The sequence below is a fragment of the Agriterribacter sp. genome (assembly GCF_035444585.1).
Classification (GTDB): domain Bacteria; phylum Bacteroidota; class Bacteroidia; order Chitinophagales; family Chitinophagaceae; genus Agriterribacter.
The window spans coordinates 1-19,204 of record NZ_DAOMOZ010000077.1 but is presented as its reverse complement, the minus strand read 5'-3'; the positions used below and the strand labels follow the sequence as shown (position 1 = coordinate 19,204).

Sequence of the window (19,204 nt, the reverse complement as noted above, 5' to 3'; positions counted from 1 at the left end):
CAGTTTGGCGGACAGCGTTTTGGTGAAATGGAAGTATGGGCGCTGGAAGCTTATGGAGCGTCCAATATTTTACAGGAACTGCTTACCCTGAAATCGGATGATATCATCGGCCGTGCAAAAACCTATGAGTCTATTGTAAAAGGTGATAATATTCCGAGAGCAGGATTGCCCGAATCATTTAATGTGCTGGTGCACGAATTGAGAGGATTAGGATTAGAACTGAAGTTTGAATAAAGATGGTGAATGGTGAATAGTGAATAGGCTGTTGCAGGAATTCACTATTCACAATTGCCCATTCACTACTCACATAATATCTGTTATAAAAACTAAGAAATTTTCATATGGCTATCAAAAAAGATAATCGTCCCAAATCAAATTTTTCCAGGATCACGATCAGTCTGGCTTCTCCTGATGCCATTCTTGAACGGTCTTATGGTGAAGTTTTGAAGCCTGAAACCATCAACTATCGCACGTACAAACCCGAAAGAGATGGCTTGTTCTGCGAAAGGATTTTTGGGCCTGTAAAAGATTATGAGTGTGCCTGCGGTAAGTACAAGCGTATCCGTTATAAGGGTATTGTTTGCGACCGCTGCGGTGTGGAAGTTACAGAAAAAAAGGTGCGCCGTGAAAGAATGGGTCACATCAAACTGGTGGTGCCGGTTGTTCATATATGGTATTTTAAGAGTCTTCCCAATAAGATCGGTTACCTGCTGGGGATCAGTTCCAAAAAAATGGAAAGCATTGTGTACTACGAAAGATATGTAGTGATACAGCCGGGCATACGCGAAGACCGCAATCTTAAAATGGGAGACCTGCTTCCTGAAGAAGAATACCTGGAGATATTGGAGAATCTTCCCAAAGACAACCAATACCTGCCCGACGATGACCCCCAGAAATTCATCGCTAAAATGGGGGCGGAAGCCATTCATGCCATGCTCGGACGAATTGACCTGGATCAGTTGAGTTACGACCTGCGCAATGCTGCAGCTACAGAAACTTCCCAGCAACGTAAAGCAGATGCTTTAAAGCGGTTGAGCGTGGTGGAATCGTTCCGCGATGCCAACGACAGAATTGAAAACCGCCCGGAATGGATGGTAATGCAATATATACCCGTTATACCTCCGGAACTCCGGCCCCTGGTGCCTTTGGATGGCGGCCGCTTTGCTTCATCCGATCTGAATGACTTATACCGCCGTGTTATTATCCGCAATAACCGTTTAAAACGTTTGCTGGAGATCAAAGCTCCGGAAGTGATCCTGCGCAACGAAAAGCGCATGCTCCAGGAAGCCATAGATTCCTTGTTTGATAACTCGCGCAAATCCAATGCCGTTAAAGCCGAAGGCGGGCGCGCATTGAAATCGCTGAGCGATGTGCTGAAAGGAAAGCAGGGGCGTTTCCGTCAGAATCTTTTGGGTAAACGTGTTGACTATTCAGGGCGTTCGGTGATCGTGGTAGGACCTGAGCTGAAACTGCATGAATGCGGCTTGCCGAAAGACATGGGCGCCGAATTGTTCAAGCCGTTCATCATCCGCAAGCTGATCGAAAGAGGCATTGTAAAAACGGTGAAGAGCGCAAGGAAACTGGTTGACCGTAAGGAAGCCATTGTTTGGGATATTCTTGAAAATATTCTCAAGGGGCATCCCATCATGCTCAACCGTGCCCCCACACTGCACCGTTTGTCTATCCAGGCATTTCAGCCCAAGCTGGTGGAAGGGAAAGCGATACAGTTGCATCCATTGGTATGTTCTGCGTTCAACGCCGACTTCGATGGTGACCAGATGGCCGTTCACGTTCCGCTGAGCAGCGCCGCTATTTTGGAGGCGCAACTGCTTATGCTGTCTTCACACAATATCCTCAACCCGCAGAACGGCACGCCTATTACGCTTCCTTCGCAGGACATGGTACTGGGCCTGTATTATATTTCCAAAGGCAGGAAATCAACCGAAACAGAAAAGGTAAAAGGAGAAGGCAAGAGCTTTTACAGCGCAGAAGAGGTGATCATTGCCTACAACGAAAATAAGGTTGACCTGCATGCCCACATCAAAATAAAAGCTGCACTTCGTAAAGACAATGGTGAACTGGAAAAGAAGCTCATTGATACAACAGTGGGCCGTGTGATCTTTAATCAGCATGTTCCTGAAGAAGTGGGATTTATAAATGCATTGCTGACCAAAAAATCACTCAGGGAGATCATCGGAGATATCATTAAGATCACCAATGTTCCCAAAACTGCTAAATTCCTTGACGATATCAAGCAACTGGGTTTTCGTACTGCATTCAGAGGAGGACTTTCCTTTAACATCAATGACCTTGTTATCCCGCAACTGAAGCAGGAGCTCGTGGAATCGGCTTCCGATGAAGTGCAGGAAGTTTGGGAAAACTACAACATGGGTCTCATTACCAACAACGAAAGGTATAACCAGATCATTGACATCTGGTCGCGTGTAGACACCCGCGTTACGGAAACGCTGATACGTGAAATGGCAACAGACAAGCAGGGATTCAACTCTGTTTATATGATGCTTGATTCGGGTGCCCGTGGCAGTAAGCAGCAGGTAAAGCAGTTGGCGGGGATCAGGGGTTTGATGGCCAAGCCGCGTAAAAGTGGCTCTACCGGGTCGGAGATCATTGAAAACCCGATCTTGTCCAACTTTAAAGACGGGCTCAATGTATTGGAGTATTTCATTTCAACACATGGTGCACGCAAAGGTTTGGCCGATACCGCATTAAAAACTGCCGATGCCGGTTACCTCACCCGCCGTTTGGTGGACGTAGCCCAGGATGTGGTAATTAATGAGGAAGATTGCGGCACACTGCGCGGTATTGCCATCAGCGCCTTAAAGGACAACGAAGATATCGTGGAGCCGTTGTACGATCGTATATTGGGACGTACATCGGTACATGATGTATACAATCCCGTAACAGATGAGCTGATTATAGCAGCAGGCGAACAAATCACGGAAGAAATTGCCCATGCAATTGAAGAAAGCGGCATTGAAACCGTGGAGATACGTTCTGTATTAACCTGCGAAAGCAAGCGCGGTGTTTGTGTAAAATGCTACGGGCTTAATCTGGCAACAGGGTATCTTGCTCAAAAGGGAGATGCTGTAGGCATTATCGCTGCCCAGTCTATCGGTGAGCCGGGTACACAGTTAACACTCCGTACCTTCCACGTGGGTGGCGTTGCGGGATCGGCTACTGTTGATTCGCAGCTAACGGCGAAGTTCGACGGAACGGTACAGTTCGACGGGTTACGTACGGTAACTACCGAAAACAACCAGGGCGAAAAGATCCAGATCGTAATTGGCCGCACGGGCGAACTGAGGATCATTGATGTAAAAAATGACAGGCTGCTCATTACCAATAATATCCCATACGGCGCTACCTTAATGGTAAAGGATGGGCAAAAAGTAGAGAAAGGTGATATTATCTGTTCATGGGATCCGTTTAATAATGTGGTTATCTCTGAGCAGGCAGGTGCCGTTAGGTTTGAAAGTGTAGTGGAAGGGTTTACTTACCGCGAGGAAGCCGATGAACAAACAGGACATCGTGAGAAGGTGGTGATTGAAACAAAAGACAAGACCAAAATACCAATGCTTATAGTGGAAGGTAAGGAAGTTAAAACCTATAACCTCCCTGTAGGCTCGCATATTGTGGTTGATGAAACAGAAGAGGTCCGCGCAGGACAGGTACTGGTTAAAATACCGCGTGTACTGGGTAAGCTGCGCGATATCACAGGTGGTTTACCACGGGTAACGGAATTGTTCGAGGCACGTAACCCGGGCAATCCTGCCATTATTTCGGAAATTGATGGCGTAGTTTCTTTTGGGGTGGTAAAACGCGGTAACCGCGAGATCATCATTGAAGCCAAGGATGGCGTTGTGAAAAAATACCTGGTTCCGCTTACACGGCAAATCCTTGTACAGGATGGCGACTTTGTGAGAGCCGGTACGCCTTTATCCGACGGGCAAACAGCTCCTGCGGATATCCTTAATATTAAAGGGCCCTTTGCAGTACAGGAATACGTGGTAAATGAAATCCAGGAAGTATACCGCCTGCAGGGTGTGCGCATAAACGATAAGCATATTGAAGTGATCGTAAGGCAGATGATGAAAAAAATTGAAATTGTTGAGCCGGGCGATACCAGGTTCCTGGAGGAAGATCTGGAAGACCGCTTTGAATTTATTGAAGAGAATGACTGGATATACGATAAAAAGGTAGTAACAGATCCCGGTGATTCTGCCAAACTGCGTGCAGGGCAGATCGTAAGCTTACGCGAATTGCGTGAAGAAAATTCCATTCTTCGCAGGGGCGATAAAAAGCTGGTGGAATTCAGGGACGCCAATCCCGCCACTTCCAGGCCGGTACTGCTGGGTATTACCAAAGCATCGCTGGGTACACACAGCTGGATATCTGCTGCGTCGTTCCAGGAAACGACCAAGGTGCTGAGCTCAGCCGCTATACAGGGTAAGATGGATGATATGCTCGGTTTGAAAGAAAATGTAATTACCGGTCATCCGATACCGGCAGGTACGGGGCTGCGTGAATTTGACAATATCATCGTGGGCAGCAAGGAAGAATATGAATTGCTGCAAACCACCCGTGAGGCTATGAGCTTTGATGAAGAAGAGTAATTTGATAAAATAGTGTGAAAGGAGTAGAGATCGCGAACTCTGCTCCTTTTTTATTGTATAATTGAATAAAAATACATATGAAGTATCTTTCCTTAATATTGAGTTCAGCAGCTTTAATACTGGCAGGCATATTGGTTTACCAGCAGCAAGCCCATACCGGCAAGCTGCGGACCCAGCTTGCAGCATTGCGCTCAGGCGATACTTCGCAGGTAAAGAGTTTAAAGATCGCGTATGTAGACCTGGATTCGATAGACGCAAAGTTTGAGTTTTATAAAGGCAAAATAGAGGCTTTTGAAAAAAAGAAAGATGGGTTAGACCGGCAGTTGAACGGAGCCTATCAGCAGCTGGATAAGCGGCGGATAGATTTTTTGAAAAGAGGAAATGCCATTACGCAGGCCGAGGCCGACGCTTTCAAAAAAGAGTACGACCAGCAATTGCAGGTGCTGGAAAACCAGCGCCGCAAAACAGAGCAGGATGTGCAGCAGGAAGCCATGATCATGCGCGATGATATTTTTAAGAAAATAAATGATTATTTAACGGGCTATTGCAAGGAGCGCGGATACACCTATGTTTTTTCTTATTCAAAGAATGCGAATATCTTTTTGTATGAAGACCCTGTGTTTGATATTACGGAAGATGTAATTGCAGGACTGAATGCCATGTATAAAAGAGAAGAAAAGAAAAAATAGAAGGCAGGAGCAGTTGAATGTATTATCTTCAGGTCCCGGGAAGTCCCGGGATTTTTTATGGAGCAGGATACTTCAAAACAATTTAAGCCTTCGCTGGGATTACTGGATGCTACGATGCTGGTAGCGGGGTCAATGATAGGATCAGGCATATTTATTGTAAGTGCCGAAATTGCACGCAATGTGGGCGGAGCGGGAACGCTGCTGCTGATGTGGATGCTGGCAGGCGCAGTTACGCTAATTGCCGCACTGAGCTATGGCGAACTTGCCGGTATGTTTCCCAGGGCTGGCGGCCAATACGTTTACCTCAGGGAAGCCTACAATCCATTTGTGGCTTTTTTATTTGGATGGACACAGTTTGGTGTAATACAAACCGGTACCATTGCCGCAGTGGCAGTTGCCTTTGCAAAATTCACAGCCTATCTTATCCCGGCGTTTGGCGAACAAAATATCCTGCTTCAACTTGCATGGTTTAAAATTTCGGGAGCACAGGTATTGGCCATCCTCTCCATCATTTTCCTAACGTACATTAACAGCCGTGGGGTGAAGAACGGGAAGATCATTCAAACCACATTTACGCTTACCAAGATTTTTTCTTTACTGGGTTTAACTGTATTTGGCTTTTTAACCGGCGCCAAAGCGGAGGTATGGGATGCCAACTGGCAAAATGCCTGGCAGTTCTCGAACATTGCAAATGTAAGCGGCAACACGGTTACTACCCTGCTGTCGGGGCTGGCATTGTTTGGCGCCATTGCCGTTTCCATGAAGGGTGCCCTGTTCAGCAGTGATGCCTGGAACAACGTAACCTTTATTGCTGCCGAGATCAAAAACCCCGGGAAAAATATAGGAAAGGCTTTGTTCCTTGGTACAGGCATTGTTACCGTTATTTACGTAGCGGCCAATATCATGTATTTGGCCGTGCTGCCTTTCAATGAAATTGCCTTTGCCGCCAACGACAGGGTAGGTGTGGCGGCTGCGGAGAAAATCTTTGGCAGCAGCGGTTCTCTCATTGTGGCGGTAATGATCATGATCTCTACCTTTGGCTGCAACAACGGACTGATCCTGGCGGGCGCCCGTATTTATTATACTATGGCAAAAGACGGGCTGTTTTTTAAAGGGGCGGGACAATTAAATGCATTCAGCGTTCCGGGCCGCGGGTTATGGATACAATGTATATGGGCATCGGTCTTATGTCTTACCGGGAGCTATAACGATCTGCTGGCCATGGTGATATTTGGCGTGCTGGTGTTTTATGTGCTCACCATAACCGGTATATATATATTGCGCAGGAAACGCCCTGATATTGTTCGGAGCTATAAGGCTTTTGGTTACCCGGTGCTGCCCATGGTTTATATACTGTCAGCTACGGCATTGGCCATATTGCTGCTGATCTTTGAAAGCAGGTATACGGTTCCGGGACTCGGTATTATTTTATTGGGGATACCTGTGTATTATATTGCGAAGCGGAGATTGAAGGTTTGAGAATGAATGCGGTCGGTACCGACGCAGGAGGGTCAGACCGCATTCAGAAATCCGAAAAATCCGATGGTGGAAGTCGGTAGCGCAGGAGAAGGAATATATATCCTATCGTTAGCAGTTATTCAACTGAGAGCTGAGAGCTGAATGCCATCTCAAATCATAAATTTCAAATTCGTTAAGCATGAACGATATAGCGAACATATTTGAGTCCTTTAAAAATATAAAAGTTGGCATCGTAGGCGATGTGATGCTGGATACCTATATGTGGGGCAGGGTTGACCGTATTTCGCCCGAAGCGCCCGTGCCCATTGTGGCTGTAAATAAAAAAGAATACCGTATAGGCGGCGCGGGCAATGTGGCACTGAACATTTGTTCTTTAGGTGCCAAAGCATCGGTAATATCGGTAACGGGTAACGACGATGATGGCCATGCCCTGCAAAAAATGTTTCTGGAGCAGGGGATTGATACGAGTTTCATATTGCAAAGTTCAAAAAGGATCACTACCAACAAGATCCGCGTTATTGGCCGCAACCAGCAAATGATGCGGCTCGACCAGGAAGTTACCGGCGATCTGGGCTACGAAGATGAGAACAGGCTGATACTGGCCGTGCAGCATTATATTGCACAGGAAAAACCGCAGGTCATTATCCTGGAAGATTATAATAAAGGAGTGCTCACGGAACTGGTAATCCAAAAAATAGTTGACCTGTGCAGGCACAACCACATCATTACCGCCGTTGACCCGAAACGTAAGAACTTTTTCGCGTATAAAGGTGTAGATATTTTTAAGCCCAATTTAAAAGAAGCCATGGAAGGGCTGAACATCATTGCCGGTGAAGTGAATGAAAAACTACTTCACGATATTCATGCCGCGTTGAATGAAAAGCTGGATCATCAGATTTCCATCATTACGCTTTCTGAAAAAGGTGTTTTTTATAAGCACAGAGATGCCGGCGCCATTGTGCCTTCACATATCCGGAATATAGCCGATGTGAGCGGCGCCGGCGATACAGTGATAGCTGTTGCTTCGCTGGTATATGCCGTAACCCGTAACGTGCGCCTGATGGCGGAAGTGGCCAATATCGCGGGAGGACTTGTTTGTGAGATCGTGGGCACTGCTGCTATAAACAAAGAAGCATTGCTGAAAGAATGCCGGCTGCTCCTGAGCTGATGCGGAGCTTTAGCTGCTATGCGCTGGTCTGAAGCACTTTTGGAGACCAACGTATTTTCTGTTTACTCCGACCAAACAGCAAGCTCATAGCCATCGGGGTCTGTGAACTGAAAACGTTTACCTCCCGGAAATTCAAAAATGTCTTTTACAATAATGCCTCCCGCACTTATCACTTTATTTTTGCTCGACTCAATATCTTTTGAATAGAGGATGACCAGAATACTTCCTTTAACAGGTTCTCCAATGGTGAACCCACCATCAAGGTAGTCTCCTTCAAATGCGGTGTATTCAGCTCCATAATCTGTGAACTTCCAGCCAAAACAACTTGTATAAAAATTTTTGGCCCGGGCAAGATCTCTTGAAAGAAATTCAATGTATTGAACCTGCTCGTGTTTTAACTTTTTTTGTGTCATGTTTCTGTATTAAAGTATTTAACTTTTAAGCCTTGCTCTTTTTGCACTTTATCAGGTAAAATGGATAAATATCATTCACTTCGGTAATTTCAAACAGTCCTGCTTTACCAAATTCTTCCTGTATTGTTTCTTTGTCGAAAAAGAACATTTTTACACCACCAAACATTTCAAACCCGTTTCTTTTAGCAACGGGCAAAAGCATGTATCTTATTGATCCATTCTAAATAGAAATCAAATCAGATGGAACAATTTATAAAATTGTCTGCTGCAGACAAAGCTGCTTTTGAGTTGAACGGTTATGTGATCGTGAAATCCCTCTATACAAAAAATGAGATTGATCTTTTAATTGGTATAACGATGGGTTTACATACGGGTGATGCTGGATTTAAGCAGTAACGGCTCATTTTGTGATGCGTGGCTAAAACAGATTTGATTTTATCATTGAATAGGTCATCGGAAAACCTGAAGGCATTTGTTTTAAACTTTAATTTTAAAAAATGACGGCAAGAAGAGATTTTATTAAAAAAACCATCATGAGCACTGCCGGAATAGGGATCGGCGGCATGGGCCTCAGTGCCAGATCATATGCTTCGATCTCAGGCGCTAATGAGCGGGTAAACGTTGCTGTAATCGGAATCCATGGCATGGGACAGAATCATATTGCAGCTTACTCCGGGTTAAAAGATACACGGGTAAGTGCATTATGCGATGTAGACAGTAATTTGTTTAACGAACGGATTAAAAAACATTTTGCAGATAAAATGCTACCCGCCCCCATAACCTATACCGATCTGAGGAAACTTTATGAAAACAAAGATGTTGACGCGGTTTCAATAGCAACGCCCAATCACTGGCATGCGCTTGCCGCTATCTGGGCTATCCAGGCGGGCAAGCATGTGTCGGTGGAAAAACCCTGTTGTCATAACTTTTATGAAGGACAGAAAATGGTGGAGGCGGCCGAAAAGTACAGGGTTATTGTACAGGACGGCGCTGAACAGAGAAGCAATCCCTGCGCGCAAACCATGGCCGGCTTCCTGCATTCCGGGAAGCTGGGCGAGGTTTACCTGGCAAAAGGGCTTTGTTATAAATGGCGCGATACCATTGGCAAAACCCCGGATGAGGCCGCTCCGGCAGGTGTTGACTATGACCTGTGGCTGGGCCCCGCGCCCAAACGGGCATTCTCCAAAAATCGCTTTCATTACAACTGGCACTGGAATTGGGACTATGGCAATGGCGATATCGGCAACCAGGGCGTGCATGAAATGGACATTGCACGCTGGGGCCTCGGCGTTACCCTGCCTTCAAAAATAACGGCCATGGGCGCCCATTTTATGTTTGACGACGATCAGCAAACACCCAACGATATGATGGCCATATTTGAGTTCGCTAATGCGAGCGGCGGCGGCGATAAAAAAAAGATCCTGCAATTTGAAGTACGGCACTGGATCACCAACCGCGAAGGCGTAAAAAGCGAAACGCCGCAGGCGGGCAACAATTACATGATGAGCGCAGACAATACGGTGGGCAACCTGTTTTACGGTTCCAAAGGGTTCATGAGCAAGAATGTGAATGAATGGGAAACGTTTATGGGAAAAGACAGGGAGCCGGGCGAAAAGGGAAGCGGACTTGGCGATCACTACCAGGATTTTATTAATGCCATACGCGCCAATGATCAAAGTATTGCGAAAGGCGATATCCACGAAGGTTTTTATTCATGTGCGCTTATTCATTTGGCAAATATATCTTATCGTTTGGGACGGAGCCTTGATTTTGATCCTGTGAAGATGCAATTCATCAGCGATGCGGAAGCGAACGGAATGCTGACCCGTGAGCACCGTCATCCTTTTGTGCTGCCCCGAAATGTATAGCAATAAAGCTGCTGTAGTTATGCAATCCGATAGCGTTGTGTTGGCCGGAACAAGAAGTTGCACAAACCTGGCATCGGTTTTGGCGCACTGCATGGCGATAGCACTCCCTGCGGCCTCCATAATATTTATCTCACTGCAGGTAAGGAATGATCTCTTTAAAAGAATGTATTGTATTTTGGCGAGGTGCGGGAGGCTGTTCCCCGTTGTGATTGTAAAGCACCGTTTCTATTCCAAGTTCTTTTGCTGCCCTGATTTCAGAATGCAGGTCGTCTCCAACTACCAATACTTCATCTGTTGTGTACCGGTAGTCGTCAAGTATTTTTCTAAAAATATCTTTTTTTGTTAATGCCGATTGGCTGGGATCAACCACAAAGATGGCTTCAAAGTCTTTATCAATGCCCAGTTGATTGATCTTGCTGTGCTGCAATTTGGTGAAACCCGTGGTAACCAGGAATTTTTTGCAGGCGATATTCCTTACGGTTTCATAGCCTTCAAAGGGCTCCATTTTACTTTCGTATGTTAACCCACCGAGCAGTTGCAGGCAATCCTTTACCAGGTCTTCGCTAAAAGAAAAATCACGGGCTACCACCTGGAACGGCTGGCGCATGATGCGGTTCTTGATTTCTGCCAGGTTCCCTTTATATGCACCGCTTTCTTCAATAAGTGCAAACAAAGTTTTGAAGAGCTTGTTCGCGATGGCGGCTACCGGGTAAATGGTATTGTCTAAGTCTAATATGATCGCCTTTTTTTGCATAAAGCTGTATCAGCAAATATCATTCCTTCGTGGAATTGAAATGGTTAGTGAAGCGATATTAATTTTCATTAAGGATCATCCATGAAGTCCCGAATTTGTCGCGCAGCATGGCAAAACGGTTTGCAAAGAAAGTTTTTTCCATCTTAATAAAAACTTCACCGCCGCCGGAAAGCAGGTTATAGATTTGTTCTGCTTTTTCGGGGGTACCAAATCTAACGGTTAATTATTGGTAAAGTAACAATAATTCAGGCTCTTTAAATATTTATCAGGGATAAATAGCTAAGGCTACAGTAGTAGTATAGCTAAATCAGGGCGTGGGCATGAGTGTTGTATCCTCATCCGTGTTTGAACTTTTTGTTACTTTTCCAGGAGAAAAAGTAAAAAGAAATACAAGTGATCTCTCACTGTGCCGCGGAGCGGGCTCTGGTGGTTTTGCACACCTGTTGATAAGTCTTTCTGTAAAGCGATTGTTTCGTTTCTATATTTGATGTCCGCATTGGTTCAAAATACAAATTTTTTTTTGTAGCAGATTAAAAGGGAAACCGGTGTAAATCCGGTGCTATCCCCGTAGCTGTAAGGTTTATGAGTTGGCAGTAAGCAATAGTCAGTGTGTATTTCACTCACTATTCACTATTCGCCACTCACCTGTTGAATCTTCATACCACTGTGGCGCCACGCGTCACGGGAAGGTGTTCAGCAGTAAACCAAGCCAGAAGACCTGCCAGTCGGCATTGTTCACTATTTGCTTTCGGAGGAAAAGCAAGGGTGGGTCGGGCATCTTTATTGTTATACGCAATTTGTCTTCTCCTGCCTTCTCTTTCGTTAGCCATGTTATTTAATTTTTTCACCTTGTAAAACAAATGGTACATGGAAACAGAACTATTATTGAAAGAAAACAAAGACAGGTTTGTTATTCTGCCTATCAATTATCCCAAAGTATGGGAAATGTATAAGAAGCATGAAGCCAGCTTCTGGACAGCCGAGGAAATTGACCTCAGCGGCGATCTGCAGCACTGGGCTGACCTCAATGACGGCGAACGTCATTTTATTTCGCATGTGCTGGCATTTTTTGCCGCAAGCGATGGCATCGTAAATGAAAACCTCGCGGTAAATTTCATGAGCGAAGTGCAGTTGCCGGAAGCCCGCTGCTTTTACGGGTTCCAGATCATGATGGAGAATATTCATTCTGAAACCTATGCGCTGCTGATTGATACTTATATAAAAGATCCGATAGAGAAGGACCGCTTGTTTCATGCTATTGAAACGATACCCGCTGTAAAGCGTAAGGCGCAATGGGCGCTGCGTTGGATTGAAAACGGCTCATTTGCGGAACGCCTGGTAGCGTTTGCCGCAGTAGAAGGTATATTTTTCAGCGGCAGCTTTTGTTCACTCTTCTGGCTGAAAAAAAGGGGACTGATGCCGGGGCTTACTTTCAGCAATGAACTGATAAGCCGTGATGAGGGACTGCATTGCGAATTCGCCTGCCAGTTGTACAGTATGCTCAGCAATAAATTATCGCAGGCGGAAGTGCATGGCATTATTAAAGACGCTGTGGAAATAGAAAAAGAATTTATAACAGAAGCTTTACCGGTGGCGCTTATTGGTATGAACGCTAAGCTCATGCAGCAATACATTGAATTTGTGGCCGACCGCTGGCTGGCCGAGCTGGGATACGATAAAATTTTTAAAGCAGCCAATCCTTTTGATTTTATGGAAATGATATCACTGGAAGGCAAAACCAATTTCTTTGAGAAACGTGTAGGCGATTATCAGAAATCCGGAGTGCTGGGCGCAGGAAAAGAAACGCAGGCATTTAGTTTGGAAGAGGATTTTTAGGAGGCGAGAAATGAGAGGTAAGTGAAAGGTAAGAGGTAAAAGGTAAAAGGTGAGAACTAGGAGGTGAAGGGGATATGGCTTCATGGAAAAGTATCCTGTATTTTTAAAGTAATCTTCTTAATTCCTGCTTTGCACTACTAACCAAAATGGTTGGAAGAACATAGGGTCTGTATTCTCTCTTTCGCCTCTGTCTTTTCACCCGTCCGAACGCCCGCCCGACCAGATTCGGGCAGGGCGTTCAGCCGCCCGCCCGGATGACACCAGTCGGACTGGGGCGGGCTTTCACATTGAAACATTAACTCATTAAAAACGCATACCATGCAGGTAATAAAACGAAACGGGAAAAGAGAATCCGTAAAATTTGATAAGATAACCGCCCGTATTGAAAAGCTCTGCTACGGGTTAGACAGGCGCTTTGTAAATTCAATTGATGTAGCTAAAAAAGTGATTGAAGGATTGTACGATGGTGTTACCACCACGGAGCTCGATAACCTGGCGGCCGAAACCGCCGCTTCACTAACGGTAAAGCACCCCGATTATGCATTGCTTGCCAGCCGCATTGCAGTAAGCAACCTGCATAAAAATACCATCAAAAGCTTTTCGCATACCATGCAGTTGCTGCATACCTGCAAAGATGCAAAGACGGGTAAAGCAGCCCCGTTGCTTGCCGATGATGTTTGGAAGATAATCCACGACAATGCAGAGCTGCTTGATTCTACTATTATTTACGACCGTGACTACGGGTTTGACTATTTCGGATTTAAAACGCTTGAAAAGTCTTACCTGCTGCGCATAGACGGTAAGGTTGCGGAACGTCCGCAGCATATGTATATGCGTGTGGCTGTTGGTATACACAAAGACGATATTGAAAGCGCCATTAAAACCTATCATTTAATGAGCGAACGCTGGTTTACGCATGCCACGCCAACGCTTTTTAATGCGGGAACGCCAAAGCCGCAGATGTCATCCTGCTTTTTGCTGACCATGAAGGAAGACAGCATAGACGGTATTTACGATACGCTGAAACAAACGGCAAAGATCTCTCAAAGCGCCGGGGGGATAGGGTTATCCATTCACGACATCCGTGCCACGGGCAGCTATATCGGCGGTACCAACGGAACCAGCAATGGCATCATTCCCATGCTCCGCGTGTTTAATGATACGGCCCGTTACGTTGACCAGGGCGGGGGTAAGCGAAAAGGCGCGTTTGCCATTTATCTTGAACCCTGGCATGCAGATGTATTTGAATTTTTGGATCTGAGGAAAAATCATGGTAAGGAAGAAATGCGGGCAAGGGATTTGTTCTATGCCTTATGGATCCCGGATCTGTTCATGAAAAGGGTGGAAGCCAATGAAGACTGGAGCCTATTCTGTCCGCATGAAGCGCCGGGCCTGCATGAATGCTGGGGCGAAGATTTTGAAAACCTGTATGAACAATATGAAAGAGAAGGAAGGGCGAGAAAAACGGTGAAGGCGCAGGACCTGTGGTTTGCCGTGCTGGATGCACAGATTGAAACCGGCACCCCGTACTTATTGTACAAGGACGCCGCTAACCGCAAATCGAACCAGCAAAACCTGGGTACTATAAAAAGCTCCAACCTTTGTACAGAAATAATGGAGTTCACTTCTCCCGGCGAAATAGCGGTATGTAACCTGGCCTCCCTTGCTTTACCGCGATTCGTTAATAACGGCGCATTTGATCACGACAAGCTGTACGAGGTTACCTATGAAGTAACCAAAAACCTGAACAAGATCATAGACAATAATTATTATCCTGTGGAGGAGGCCCGGAATTCAAATATGCGGCATCGTCCCGTAGGGCTGGGTGTACAGGGACTGGCCGATGCGTTTATTTTATTGCGCCTGCCATTTGAAAGCGAAGAAGCCCGGAAGCTGAACACTGAAATATTTGAAACCATTTATTTTGCCGCTATGACAGCAAGTAAAGACCTGGCTAAGCTACAGGGTCCTTATGAAACATTTGCAGGCTCTCCTGTATCAAAAGGCATATTTCAGTTTGATATGTGGGGTGCAGAGCCTACTATGCGCTGGGATTGGTACAGGCTTAAAGATGAAGTAATAACATACGGGGTAAGGAATTCCTTGCTGCTGGCGCCAATGCCTACTGCATCTACATCACAGATATTGGGGAACAACGAATGCTTTGAGCCGTATACTTCTAATATTTATGTGCGCCGTGTGTTGAGCGGGGAGTTTATGGTAGTGAATAAACATTTGCTGAAAGACCTGGTAGAGCTCAACTTATGGAACGATGATATGAAAAGCAGGATCATGCTGCACAACGGCTCTGTTCAAAAAATTGATGAGATTCCGGATCATATCAGGGAAATATACAAGACCGTTTGGGAGATCAAACAACGTACTATCATTGATATGGCGGCCGAAAGAGGTGCCTATATCTGCCAGTCGCAATCGCTTAATCTGTTTGTTGATAACCCCAATGCGGCCAAGCTCACCTCAATGCATTTTTATGCATGGAAGAAGGGATTAAAAACAGGCATGTATTACCTGCGTACAAAAGCCGCATCGCAGGCCGTTCAGTTTACGGTAGAAAAGCAGGGCGGGAGAATGGCGGAACCTTTGGGGAATACAGCAGCCGCACAAACAGCAGGTGAAGGCGAAACAACAGCCCCTTCGTGCAGTATGGAAGAGGGTTGCGTAACCTGCAGCGCTTAGTGTTTGGAGTATGCTGTACAGATGCTTCCTTCGTGAGCAACCGTTTGTCGCTCTGACGCAGGAAGAGTCTACTTAATAATGGATGATGTATGCCGTAGATGCTTCCTTCGTCAGTAACGTTTGTCACCCTGACGAAGGAAGGGTCTAAATTGTTCTGAACGGAATGCTTTGCACAGGTGCTCGGTCCTTAGATGCTTCGTGCCCAGCATGACAGGCAATAGAATAGGCGCTCAGCTTTTGGGCTATTGTTCAACCACGCATTTTGCTTGTCACTCTGAGGCAACGAAGGGTCTGCTCAATGACGAACAGGGTAGTACGTTTTGCACAGATGCTTGCTTCCCGCCACGGCGTGCAGGCGCAGCATTGACCGTGTAGTGGTTGAGTCAGCCTCAGCTTATCCTTTGGTCTTAACCACTCTCACTTTCCATTCCTCAGGTCCCTTCTGAAGATATTCCCATTTAAAAGGTTCTTTGCTTTCTGCTTCCATTTGGTAATAAAGCGGTTTCGGATCATGATCATTGATGAATTCAAAAGCTTCACCCGGTTGTATATCGGCAAAAGCTTTGTAAAACATTTCATGACGTTCTGTTGGCGGAAAGGGTCGCAGGTCAAACTCGTTAACCACCGAAAAACCATCGCCTCCCAAGCCGCTCTTCACTTTTTTTGTAATGTGAACAACGTATTCACCGGGTTCCTGCTTTTTGTAGATCCAGGAATGCTTTCCCTCAAACTTATTGATGAAAATACCATGAATCTCCTTAAGGTCTTTTCCAGCGATAAGCTCCATGGTATCACCCTGCTCCATCATACCATAACGATGGAATACGATTTGCTTCCATTCTCCTTCGTTGGCTTTCCGAAGGTCGAGTAAGGTAGATATATCCGTAAACTCCCTGCCCTGCGAAGCTTCCGTACGGGTAACCTTCACCTTCCATTCCCTTCCGCCCCGGTTGAGATATTCCCACCCTACCACATCTCCGTAAATCGAGCGGAATTCGTAATAGAGCGGAATGGGATCATGATCGTTGATAAAGATAAAGCTATCGCCCACAGGCAATTCCCTGAAGAGTTGTATCAATGTTTTATGCCTTTCAATAGGAATAAGCACCCGCACATCCAGCTCTCCGTTTTCTGATTTGTTATCCATGATGAATTTAATTTTATTAACCGTTACTATTTACTGCTATCAATCGCAACATTACTATTTATATGGAGATGCATGTTTACTAAAAGTGGAAATTCATCAGTAGGCGAAATATTCGGCCACATAAAAGGTGGGAGTGCTGTTCATGCAATTGAAAAGGAAGATGGGATAAGGGGCACAGGGGCGCCTTCAGCTTTTCCATTTTCTTAACTGTTGCAGCAGGGCCCGCATATCTTTGGGAAGCGGCGCTTCTATAGTATTCTTTTGTTTTTTTGCATCTGTGAATTGTAATCTTTCCGCATGCAATGCAAGCCGGTTGAACAATGGTTTTTCCTCTTCCTCTTTTTTTGAAAGATTGAACTTTTTCTTGATGGACGACAACATCACAGGTTCGCCATTCCCATACAGGGGGTCGCATACTATAGGGTGCCCGATATGTTTCATGTGCACCCGTATCTGGTGAGTGCGCCCGGTATGTATGCGAAACCGCATCAGTGAAAATTTGCCAAAGCTTTCTGCGAGCATGAAGTCTGTAAGCGCGGGTTTGCCTTTTTTATTGGTTACCATCAATCCCCTTTTTACAGGGTGCTCCGTGATGGCTGCATCAACTGAACCGCTTTCCACAGACGGAACGCCATGTACCAGTCCGGTATAATATTTTTCTACCTCCCTTCCTTCAAACAGCCCTGATAAAAACTTATGGGTGATCTCATCTTTTGCGAATACAATTACACCGCTGGTATCTTTATCTAAGCGATGCACTGTCCAGATCTGCCCGTATTGCTGTTGCAATAATTGCTTCAGGGATATCTCTGTTCCTTCCCTGTCGGGCACCGACAATAAGCCGGACGGTTTGTTAACCGCCACAAACGCATCATCCTCGAAAATGATTTCAGGTTTCAGTTTTTGCACGATATATCAGGAAGATTTTTTGTTGGCAAAAGAAGTATTCAGGTGTTTCAATAAACGGATCTCTTTTTCCGTCAGCAGGCGCCATTTGCCCCTGTCTACATTTTTTTTGGTGAAGATACCGTACATCACCCTGTCGAGATTTTTTACTTTAAATCCCATGTGCTCAAAAATGCGCCTTACGATCCTGTTTCGCCCGCTGTGGATCTCTATGCCCACAATGCTTTTGTCTTTTGAGTCGGCGTAAGCTATAGCGTCCGGCTGGATAAACCCGTCTTCCAGCATAATACCATTTGCAATTTTATCCAATTGCTGCTTGGTAACGGGTTTGTCTACCCGAACTTCATAAATTTTCTTTACTTCGTATTTGGGATGGGTGAGGCGTTGCGCCAGTTCTCCGTCATTGGTAAGCAACAGCACACCCGTTGTGTTCCTGTCTAACCGTCCTACCGGAAATACTCTTTCTTCCGTTGCGCGTTTAACCAGGTCCATTACCGTTTTACGTCCTTCAGGATCATCGGTAGTGGTAATATAATCTTTGGGCTTGTTAAGGAGGATGTAGACCAGGTTTTTTTGAATGGCTATTTTTTTGCCGTTTACTTTAATGCTGTCGTTTTGACTTACCCTGAAAGGCGGCTCTTTGATGACCTGGTTGTTTACAGTCACTTTGCCGGCTTTGATCAGATCGGCTGCTTCACGCCTGCCGCAAACGCCGCTCCATGCTATAAATTTGTTCAGGGGCATTTCCGGATTTGAGATTTGAGGCTTGCCGGCGGCCTGCTGTTTGATTTGTGTTTTTTTGTTCCCGCCGTCCCTGCCTTCCAGTTCTTTGTTTTTACCGGTATCTTTCCTTTTTTGTTCTTCTCCTCCTGCCTTCTTCCCTTGTACCCTGTACCCTGCACCCTGTCCTCTTCCCCCTGCCTTTTCCCCTGCAACCTGTAACCTGTAACCTGTAACCTTCCCTCTGTTCTCTGCCTTTTCCCCTCTATCCTGCAACCTGGAACCTCCATCCTGTACCCTATTCCCTGCCCCCTGCCCCCTGTAACCTGTAACCTGTCCTTTGCCTCCCGTTCTTCTTTCCCGGGCCAATTTCTTTTGTTCATCGAAATATGCGTTCTTCTCCGCCCTGAGCTTCTTTTTCTCCTGGCGAATGCGTTCTTTCTTTTTGGCGCCGCTCTCTACTTTATTAATGAATTTATCGAAAGGTTTTCTGCTCATAAAATAACTTAAATATCAGAAGAATCAATTACCAGATAATATTTGAGGTATACTTCTCAAAAATGCCATCTTTAAAAATCAATGCCCCTGTTTGTTTGCCAGTTGCCCGCAGGCGGCGTCAATGTCTTTTCCCCTGCTTCTTCTCAGCCTTGCATTCACCCTGTTCTTCTCGAGGTATTGCATAAAATTTTCGGTAGTAGCTTCATCGGGTTTTGAAAAGCTGGCGAGATCTATAGGATTGTATTCAATGATGTTTACCAGGTCTGCCGGTATCTGCCGGTATACTTTTACCAGTTCATCGGCATCCTGCAGCGAATCATTGAAATCCTTAAAAAGAATGTATTCCAGTGTAATTTCATTGTGCGTTTTCTTATAAAAATAGTTAAGGGCATCTA

Annotated in this window: 15 protein-coding genes, 1 pseudogene and 1 riboswitch; of the genes and pseudogenes, 9 read left to right on the top strand and 7 right to left on the bottom strand. The window is 45.6% G+C overall.

Annotated features, from left to right (window positions below):
- From PLH26_RS10220 to PLH26_RS10200, 5 genes are all read left to right on the top strand, one after another.
- Nucleotides 1–234, top strand: a 234-nt coding sequence (locus PLH26_RS10220; RefSeq protein ID WP_324585914.1) for a DNA-directed RNA polymerase subunit beta, incomplete at its 5' end; no start/stop codon positions are given.
- A gap of 107 nt (nt 235–341) precedes the next feature.
- Nucleotides 342–4,634, top strand: a complete 4,293-nt coding sequence (gene rpoC / locus PLH26_RS10215) for a DNA-directed RNA polymerase subunit beta' (RefSeq protein ID WP_324585913.1) — start codon at nt 342–344, stop codon at nt 4,632–4,634.
- A gap of 77 nt (nt 4,635–4,711) precedes the next feature.
- The gene (locus tag PLH26_RS10210) at nt 4,712–5,323 is read left to right on the top strand and encodes an OmpH/Skp family outer membrane protein (protein WP_324585912.1); all 612 of its coding nucleotides are present in this window, start codon (nt 4,712–4,714) and stop codon (nt 5,321–5,323) included.
- Between the two features lie 57 nt (nt 5,324–5,380).
- Nucleotides 5,381–6,802: an APC family permease gene (locus PLH26_RS10205; protein ID WP_324585911.1), complete on the top strand. Its 1,422-nt coding sequence runs from the start codon at nt 5,381–5,383 to the stop codon at nt 6,800–6,802.
- Nucleotides 6,803–6,980: 178 nt separating this feature from the next.
- Entirely contained in the window at nt 6,981–7,970 is a 990-nt protein-coding gene (locus PLH26_RS10200; RefSeq protein WP_324585910.1) for a bifunctional heptose 7-phosphate kinase/heptose 1-phosphate adenyltransferase, read from the top strand.
- Nucleotides 7,971–8,032: 62 nt separating this feature from the next.
- On the opposite strand, the gene PLH26_RS10195 is transcribed toward PLH26_RS10200, so the two are convergent.
- Both PLH26_RS10195 and PLH26_RS10190 read right to left on the bottom strand, forming a co-directional pair.
- A complete protein-coding gene (locus PLH26_RS10195) occupies nt 8,033–8,383 on the bottom strand; it encodes a VOC family protein (RefSeq protein ID WP_324585909.1) in 351 nt (116 codons plus the stop codon).
- Nucleotides 8,384–8,408: 25 nt separating this feature from the next.
- Nucleotides 8,409–8,585 (bottom strand): hypothetical protein, encoded by a 177-nt coding sequence (locus tag PLH26_RS10190; RefSeq protein WP_324585908.1) that lies wholly within the window; start codon nt 8,583–8,585, stop codon nt 8,409–8,411.
- Nucleotides 8,586–8,623: 38 nt separating this feature from the next.
- Here PLH26_RS10190 and PLH26_RS10185 point away from each other — a divergent pair, with 38 nt between their 5' ends.
- Nucleotides 8,624–8,779, top strand: a complete 156-nt coding sequence (locus tag PLH26_RS10185; protein WP_324585907.1) for a hypothetical protein — start codon at nt 8,624–8,626, stop codon at nt 8,777–8,779.
- A gap of 101 nt (nt 8,780–8,880) precedes the next feature.
- Nucleotides 8,881–10,251, top strand: coding sequence for a Gfo/Idh/MocA family protein (locus PLH26_RS10180; RefSeq protein ID WP_324585906.1), 1,371 nt, complete (start codon nt 8,881–8,883; stop codon nt 10,249–10,251).
- Between the two features lie 130 nt (nt 10,252–10,381).
- On the opposite strand, the gene PLH26_RS10175 is transcribed toward PLH26_RS10180, so the two are convergent.
- Nucleotides 10,382–11,005: an HAD family hydrolase gene (locus PLH26_RS10175; RefSeq protein ID WP_324585905.1), complete on the bottom strand. Its 624-nt coding sequence runs from the start codon at nt 11,003–11,005 to the stop codon at nt 10,382–10,384.
- 480 nt (nt 11,006–11,485) lie between these two features.
- A riboswitch (cobalamin riboswitch) is annotated at nt 11,486–11,745 on the top strand.
- A 127-nt stretch (nt 11,746–11,872) separates the two neighbouring features.
- On the opposite strand from PLH26_RS10175, the gene PLH26_RS10170 reads away from it, so the two are divergent.
- Nucleotides 11,873–12,841, top strand: coding sequence for a ribonucleoside-diphosphate reductase small subunit (locus tag PLH26_RS10170; RefSeq protein ID WP_324585904.1), 969 nt, complete (start codon nt 11,873–11,875; stop codon nt 12,839–12,841).
- Nucleotides 12,842–13,159: 318 nt separating this feature from the next.
- The gene (locus tag PLH26_RS10165) at nt 13,160–15,538 is read left to right on the top strand and encodes a ribonucleoside-diphosphate reductase subunit alpha (protein ID WP_324585903.1); all 2,379 of its coding nucleotides are present in this window, start codon (nt 13,160–13,162) and stop codon (nt 15,536–15,538) included.
- Nucleotides 15,539–15,932: 394 nt separating this feature from the next.
- On the opposite strand, the gene PLH26_RS10160 is transcribed toward PLH26_RS10165, so the two are convergent.
- The 4 genes and pseudogenes from PLH26_RS10160 to PLH26_RS10145 form a co-directional block, all read right to left on the bottom strand.
- Nucleotides 15,933–16,685 carry a DUF2249 domain-containing protein gene (locus PLH26_RS10160; protein ID WP_324585902.1) on the bottom strand — a complete coding sequence of 251 codons (753 nt, stop codon included), beginning with the start codon at nt 16,683–16,685 and terminating at the stop codon, nt 15,933–15,935.
- Nucleotides 16,686–16,871: 186 nt separating this feature from the next.
- Complete coding sequence (locus tag PLH26_RS10155; protein ID WP_324585901.1) at nt 16,872–17,594, bottom strand: RluA family pseudouridine synthase; 723 nt, start codon at nt 17,592–17,594, stop codon at nt 16,872–16,874.
- Between the two features lie 6 nt (nt 17,595–17,600).
- On the bottom strand, nt 17,601–18,809 hold the full coding sequence (locus tag PLH26_RS10150) for a pseudouridine synthase (protein WP_324585900.1): 1,209 nt from the start codon (nt 18,807–18,809) through the stop codon (nt 17,601–17,603).
- Between the two features lie 78 nt (nt 18,810–18,887).
- Nucleotides 18,888–19,204, bottom strand: a pseudogene (locus tag PLH26_RS10145) (dual-specificity RNA methyltransferase RlmN); the annotation flags it as partial.